A 5,306-nucleotide genomic window follows, 5' to 3' on the forward strand; every position below is an offset into this window, starting at 1 on the left:
AGAAATACACGAAATGGATTCGTGTATACGGATGTTGTAGGGCATTTTTAAAAATGAGATACGGACTACTAATATTATTTTTCACGTGGACAATCAATTCCTTTGGACAAGGGGACTCGACAAGCATCTATTATCAAGCTCTCAAACATTATAACGACCATTTGGACAAATTAAAATCAGGCAGGAAGGAGATATTTATCGAGGGCAATAGCGGGATAACAGAGAAATTACCTGCACAAATTGGACAACGACAAGTGACAATCATGACCTTTGAGAACCAAAAGGAGGTTTACAACAGAAACAACAATAAAATAGCGCATGTAAAAATATTCCCTGCTCAGGCAAAGGATGATTTGATTGAAGTAAACTTCACTCCCTATTTTGGAGAATATAAAGGAAAAAAGAAAGGCTACTTTTTACAAGTTTCAGACTGGGTAATAATTCAATTCAAATACGACTGTGAAGAAAAGAAGTTTAAGTATTGGAACACAGAGACGGGTGGGATTTGAACTTTAGACAAAAGACTAAAATAAAGAGATTGAGCAATTCAATTGACACAGCAGTTTTTACTACAAAATTTGTCCTTCAGGACAAGAAATTAATTACTTATGTGACACACGACATTGAAGACGGAGCTTGGCAATTCTTTAGTGACGACTGCTTTGATGACTTTGAAATCATTGCAAAAATTGTTGGACTAAATGAAATTATGGACATAGACCCGACATTAAAAGAGTTAGCGGACATGGAACCTGGACATGTAGCAACAAGAAAAAATATTAAGGACAAGTGGTCAATAAAAAAGATAGAGTAAAAAAAACGCCCTACAACAACGGCTATAAAGCATTACTTTTGATTAATTATTTTTTAAAGGATAAAAGTAACGCTTCATAGCCAAGCGTTGGCGAGCATTAATACGCAGAACAATGGAAAGCAACAAGACATACCACTATCTCTTTAAGTACTGTCTATTAGGAGTTTCAATTTTACTGACACTTGGAGCTATTCTTTCTTGGTTTGCTCCAGAATCCATGACTGTAAACGGACAACCAGGAACTCGTGACTCTTTAACAACATTGACATTTGGACTTATCGCAATAACCGCTCTTCTGGTATTTCTACTTATCCGTGACAAATTTGCTATTGTGGAAATGGGAAATCAAACAATAAAAATCAAACATAACGGACAAGATAAAACAGTCTCTTGGCTAGAAATTGAGGAAGTAAAACTTATACAATTTGTTTATCCACCATTATATAAACTTCGGACAAAAGACAGTGAGAAAACTGTTTGGTTCAATACAGAATCGAATTACATAAGCGTTAATGGCTTTGTGACGGACATAAGTGACATGGGTGACTTAATAAAGAAGAAGAAACGAGAATTGGGAATCTGAAAACGCTCGCCAACAACGGCTATAAAGCATTACTTTTGATTAATTATTTTTTTAAGGATAAAAGTAACACTTCATAGCCAGGCGTTGTAAACCATTAAAATGAAACACCAAATTAAAATAATCTCCACAGATTTAATGGACAGATTCGAAGGCACTGTCCAGTTTGAAATAAATGGGAATATTTATTCGGGATTTTTCTATGGTGAAGAGTTTAAGACAGGTCAACTTATTGAAGCTGATTTAGGCCATTTAGAATATGGACTTAATTGGGACGTGATTTTTAATGAGAACAAGAACAAAGAACTAAAACTTGAACAAGCTAATGATTCCGAATGGGGTTATTATGGATATGGAAAAATTAAGTCAATTGACCCAATAATTGCTGATTTTGGAGATATACAATTAGACATAGGTAATTGGACAAATGACCCAAAAGTAATTGAAGAATACATTTACTGGAAAATTGAACGGTTGGATATTAGCACCAATAAAGATTAGAATGACCAATATTAAAGACGAATTGATAACAAAGAAAGAAGGATATGAAGCAATGCTTTATTTATTAAAAGCATACTGGGAGAATAGTGGCTCAAATGATTTAACTGATATTCTAAGTGGCGGTGAATATTGGAAAGGAACTGATGAACCTGCGGACTCTACTTTTTGGGAATATTGGACTGAAGCAATTGCCAAAGTGAAATCAGAAGGACCTATTTACAAAGAACTAAAATAAAACGGTTTACAACACTGTATATAGCAAATAGGGCGTTCAGTGGTTCACGAAAGTTCAGTACTATTCACCAACACCGCCAAATCGTTGATTTGGCTTTTAAAAATGAATAAGTTAAAAACAAAATACAACGCTTTGGCTCAGTGCGAACTTGAAAGTTTATTGCTTTCCACTGCCCTACTTGCCATATACTAAACGTTAGGCGCTAGCTTGCCGCCGACCACAGAATAAACACATATGATTGGAACAATAGAAAATTCAACTTTGAAATTTAAGTTTGGCTCTTTAGAATGGTTAAACTACTTTGGAACGCCATTTTATCTTTTAGTGATTTCTATTCTCAACATATATTTTATTTCTGTCAGCTCTGGAGAAAAATTAAATAGCTTTTTAATAATAATGTTAATACTTGTTACGCTTACATGTTTAACGTATTATCTTCAGAAGAAGAAATTGAAATTGGAAGTGTTGAAAACTGAAAATTCAAAAGTGACTTATGATTTGCTAAAAGAAATGTTACTGAAAGAAGATTGGTATATTAATGCTCACAGAAAATCAACAGTAATACAAGCAACAAAAAAAAACTCATCAGAATTATTGACTTTTGTATTTGAAGACAACAGTGTTAAATGGAATGTGATTTTTCATCCTTACAATCAGAATTCACTAAAATCAGTATTTGCTAAAAACAAAAATGGAAAAAGGATAGTTGACAAAATAATAAAAGCCAGCGCCTAACAGCCGTTATCCGCTATAGCTGGTTTTTCTTGAGTTGTGCTTCTTTCTTCACGAAAATATTTTATCTTAGCAAACAGTACGCAGTTCGCTGGATTCGCTACAGTCGGATAGCGGCGAAACGTTGGCAGCAATATAAGAATGCAAAGCAAATATTTAAAAATACAGTCTGACCCTAGGAGTTTGAAGATTCAAATTGAAAAAAATTCGGAATTCAACTTCTTTCACATATTCATGCTGAGTATTATGACTATTGGACATGTGATTATAGGACTCTTCATTTTAAATTCTATCAGGAACGATGGGATTTTAGGCATTAAGGTTGTTTTTGTAATCATCGGTTTAGTTATGCTTTGGTCAGTTAATAAACAACTGCGGGAAATTTTAATTTTCGTTAAAGGAAATGAAGAAATAAAAATTGATAATGATTTCGTTCATTACAGTGGAACATTTGGACTTTTTAAAAAGTCACTTTCTATAAGACTGAAGAACATAAAAAAGATAGATTTAACGCCCTTAGGGACAGACAAACTTTCTCAATCATCGAATATGTTTACACAAATGAAGTATGGAATGATTTCAATTGAAAAATCTAAAAGGAAGAGAATTTCATTTGGACAATCGCTTGAAAAACAAGAGCTAGAAAATCTTTATACGGAAATAGAAAAGAAAATAAAGCTGCCAACAATGGCTAAGAAAACATAGGGCGGTTAAGGCTTTCCGAAAGGTTTGGGCATTTAGCAAACTTCGGTTTCGGTGGACAAATAATTGCTCCGAAAGCCCTACGTTTCTTAGCCTTAAAGTTGTGCGTCATTTTAATGAAAGACCTGCTAAACATATTAATTGCCGAAAGACAGACACTTTTACGTGGACTAACAATCTCGTTTTTACTTGTTTTTCCATTCACGTTCTTGCCGACAATAATTAGTAACGGTTGGACTTTACAACCAATTATTCAAAGAATTCCAGACTCGACACTTTATGCTTTTGGTTTTTCATTCATAGTGGTAGTTGCTTCTGTGCTTCATAATTACAATAACCTTGTTGACAGGAAAAGGATATTTGACAAACCAGCGTTTAAAAAACTTGACTTCTATGGACGACTTGACGGTTTAGGAAGCATTGTAAGCGAACTTGAAACATTCCGTTTAGGTAAAATTGACAAATACTACTACCGACTAAATATCATTGACCCTGACCTAAAGAAATTCAAAGTTGAAATCATACCGTTAATAGACTTCACAGACAACGAAGAATTGAAAGAAATACTAAAAAAGGAGCACAATTTCAGAGAAGACTTATTAGTTGGACAACTCATAAACCTAACAGAACAAGACCTTGAAAATGAAAATTTACTTCGGGACAGATTATTAAATTTGGACAAAATATTAATCGAATTAGGAGCAGTAAAACTTGACATTAACGAAAATGACCTTGACGACTAAAGAAGAAAAACGAACGCACAACAGCACCTACCCAAAAGTGACGGTCCAGTGGTTAAATCAAGCTTTGTGCTTGGCTGACAGTGAAGTGCTTCGAAATCGCCACCTTCGGGTAGCTGCAAAACGTTGTAGGGCATTAAAAAAATAATAAATGAAGATTTACTTACTACTAATTGTTTCTCTTTGGTTCATTAACACACAATTTGAAACAGGAGAATATATTCATGAACGGAATGGATTTAAGTATTCCCTAATTTTAAACCAAGACTCTTCATTCACCTATTCTAGACCTGCAATTATTTTTGGAGCGGTTAAAGAAAAAAACGGAACAATTGATGAATCCGGAAAATGGAGGATAAATCAGAACAATTTAGTCTTGATTGATTCTGTTGGATTTGTGAAGTCAAAAAGTAATGTTGAAGGACAGACAGTTGAAGGCCAAGAATTTGTCACCATCAAATTCATTGATGAAAACGGAAGCCCACTTTCAAATATAGAAGTAGGGATAAATGAAGATAAATTCTACAAAAGAACGGACTCACAGGGAATTGTTAGGTTTAATTTCAATGAATTAAAGAAAAGAAGGAAGAAACAACCCAAGAATACTGTAGAAGTAATAGAGTTCAAGACAGAGAAAAGCGAAGCAAGTGTTGCAGTTAAAGAAATTTTCAATAATCAAATCACAGTTATTCAAGATTTTAACCCAAGCAAAACTTATAAGCTAAGAGAAAGAAGAATTGAAATAAACAATGGTGACCTTGTGTTTAGAAATCCAACTGGTATGAATGAACAGCAAGAGTTTGTGTTTACAAAAATGAAAAAATAACGCCCTATAACATCACCTTGGATCCAGCGGGCGGAACCGAGTAAAAAATGAAAATCTGTACCTTTAAGGAGTTAGGAGTAGGCATAAAGAGACCGGCTCCGAAAGCCCGCCGTCTCCAAGCTGAATCCCGTTGTGCCACATTAAAATGAAAGATAGCTATACCATAGAAAGGGAGT

General features: G+C 34.3%; 9 protein-coding genes. All 9 read left to right on the forward strand.

Annotated features, from left to right (window positions below; all coding sequences use genetic code 11):
- A partial coding sequence (locus DK188_RS21030) for a hypothetical protein (protein ID WP_157963323.1) occupies positions 1 to 509 on the forward strand: 509 nt, incomplete at its 5' end.
- Between the two features lie 29 nt (positions 510 to 538).
- Positions 539 to 814: a hypothetical protein gene (locus DK188_RS21035; RefSeq protein WP_157963324.1), complete on the forward strand. Its 276-nt coding sequence runs from the start codon at positions 539 to 541 to the stop codon at positions 812 to 814.
- Positions 815 to 926: 112 nt separating this feature from the next.
- Positions 927 to 1,397: a hypothetical protein gene (locus tag DK188_RS21040; RefSeq protein ID WP_157963325.1), complete on the forward strand. Its 471-nt coding sequence runs from the start codon at positions 927 to 929 to the stop codon at positions 1,395 to 1,397.
- A gap of 99 nt (positions 1,398 to 1,496) precedes the next feature.
- The gene (locus tag DK188_RS21045) at positions 1,497 to 1,895 is read left to right on the forward strand and encodes a hypothetical protein (RefSeq protein ID WP_111672836.1); all 399 of its coding nucleotides are present in this window, start codon (positions 1,497 to 1,499) and stop codon (positions 1,893 to 1,895) included.
- 1 nt (position 1,896) lies between these two features.
- Positions 1,897 to 2,130: a hypothetical protein gene (locus DK188_RS21050; RefSeq protein WP_111672837.1), complete on the forward strand. Its 234-nt coding sequence runs from the start codon at positions 1,897 to 1,899 to the stop codon at positions 2,128 to 2,130.
- Positions 2,131 to 2,364: 234 nt separating this feature from the next.
- The gene (locus DK188_RS21055; protein ID WP_111672838.1) at positions 2,365 to 2,865 is read left to right on the forward strand and encodes a hypothetical protein; all 501 of its coding nucleotides are present in this window, start codon (positions 2,365 to 2,367) and stop codon (positions 2,863 to 2,865) included.
- A 231-nt stretch (positions 2,866 to 3,096) separates the two neighbouring features.
- Positions 3,097 to 3,567 (forward strand): hypothetical protein, encoded by a 471-nt coding sequence (locus DK188_RS21060; protein WP_157963326.1) that lies wholly within the window; start codon positions 3,097 to 3,099, stop codon positions 3,565 to 3,567.
- Between the two features lie 113 nt (positions 3,568 to 3,680).
- A complete protein-coding gene (locus DK188_RS21065; protein ID WP_111672840.1) occupies positions 3,681 to 4,307 on the forward strand; it encodes a hypothetical protein in 627 nt (208 codons plus the stop codon).
- 148 nt (positions 4,308 to 4,455) lie between these two features.
- Positions 4,456 to 5,130 (forward strand): hypothetical protein, encoded by a 675-nt coding sequence (locus DK188_RS21070; RefSeq protein ID WP_111672841.1) that lies wholly within the window; start codon positions 4,456 to 4,458, stop codon positions 5,128 to 5,130.
- Positions 5,131 to 5,306 lie beyond the last annotated feature (176 nt).

Source organism: Algoriphagus litoralis (assembly GCF_003259255.1).
Lineage (GTDB): Bacteria > Bacteroidota > Bacteroidia > Cytophagales > Cyclobacteriaceae > Algoriphagus > Algoriphagus litoralis.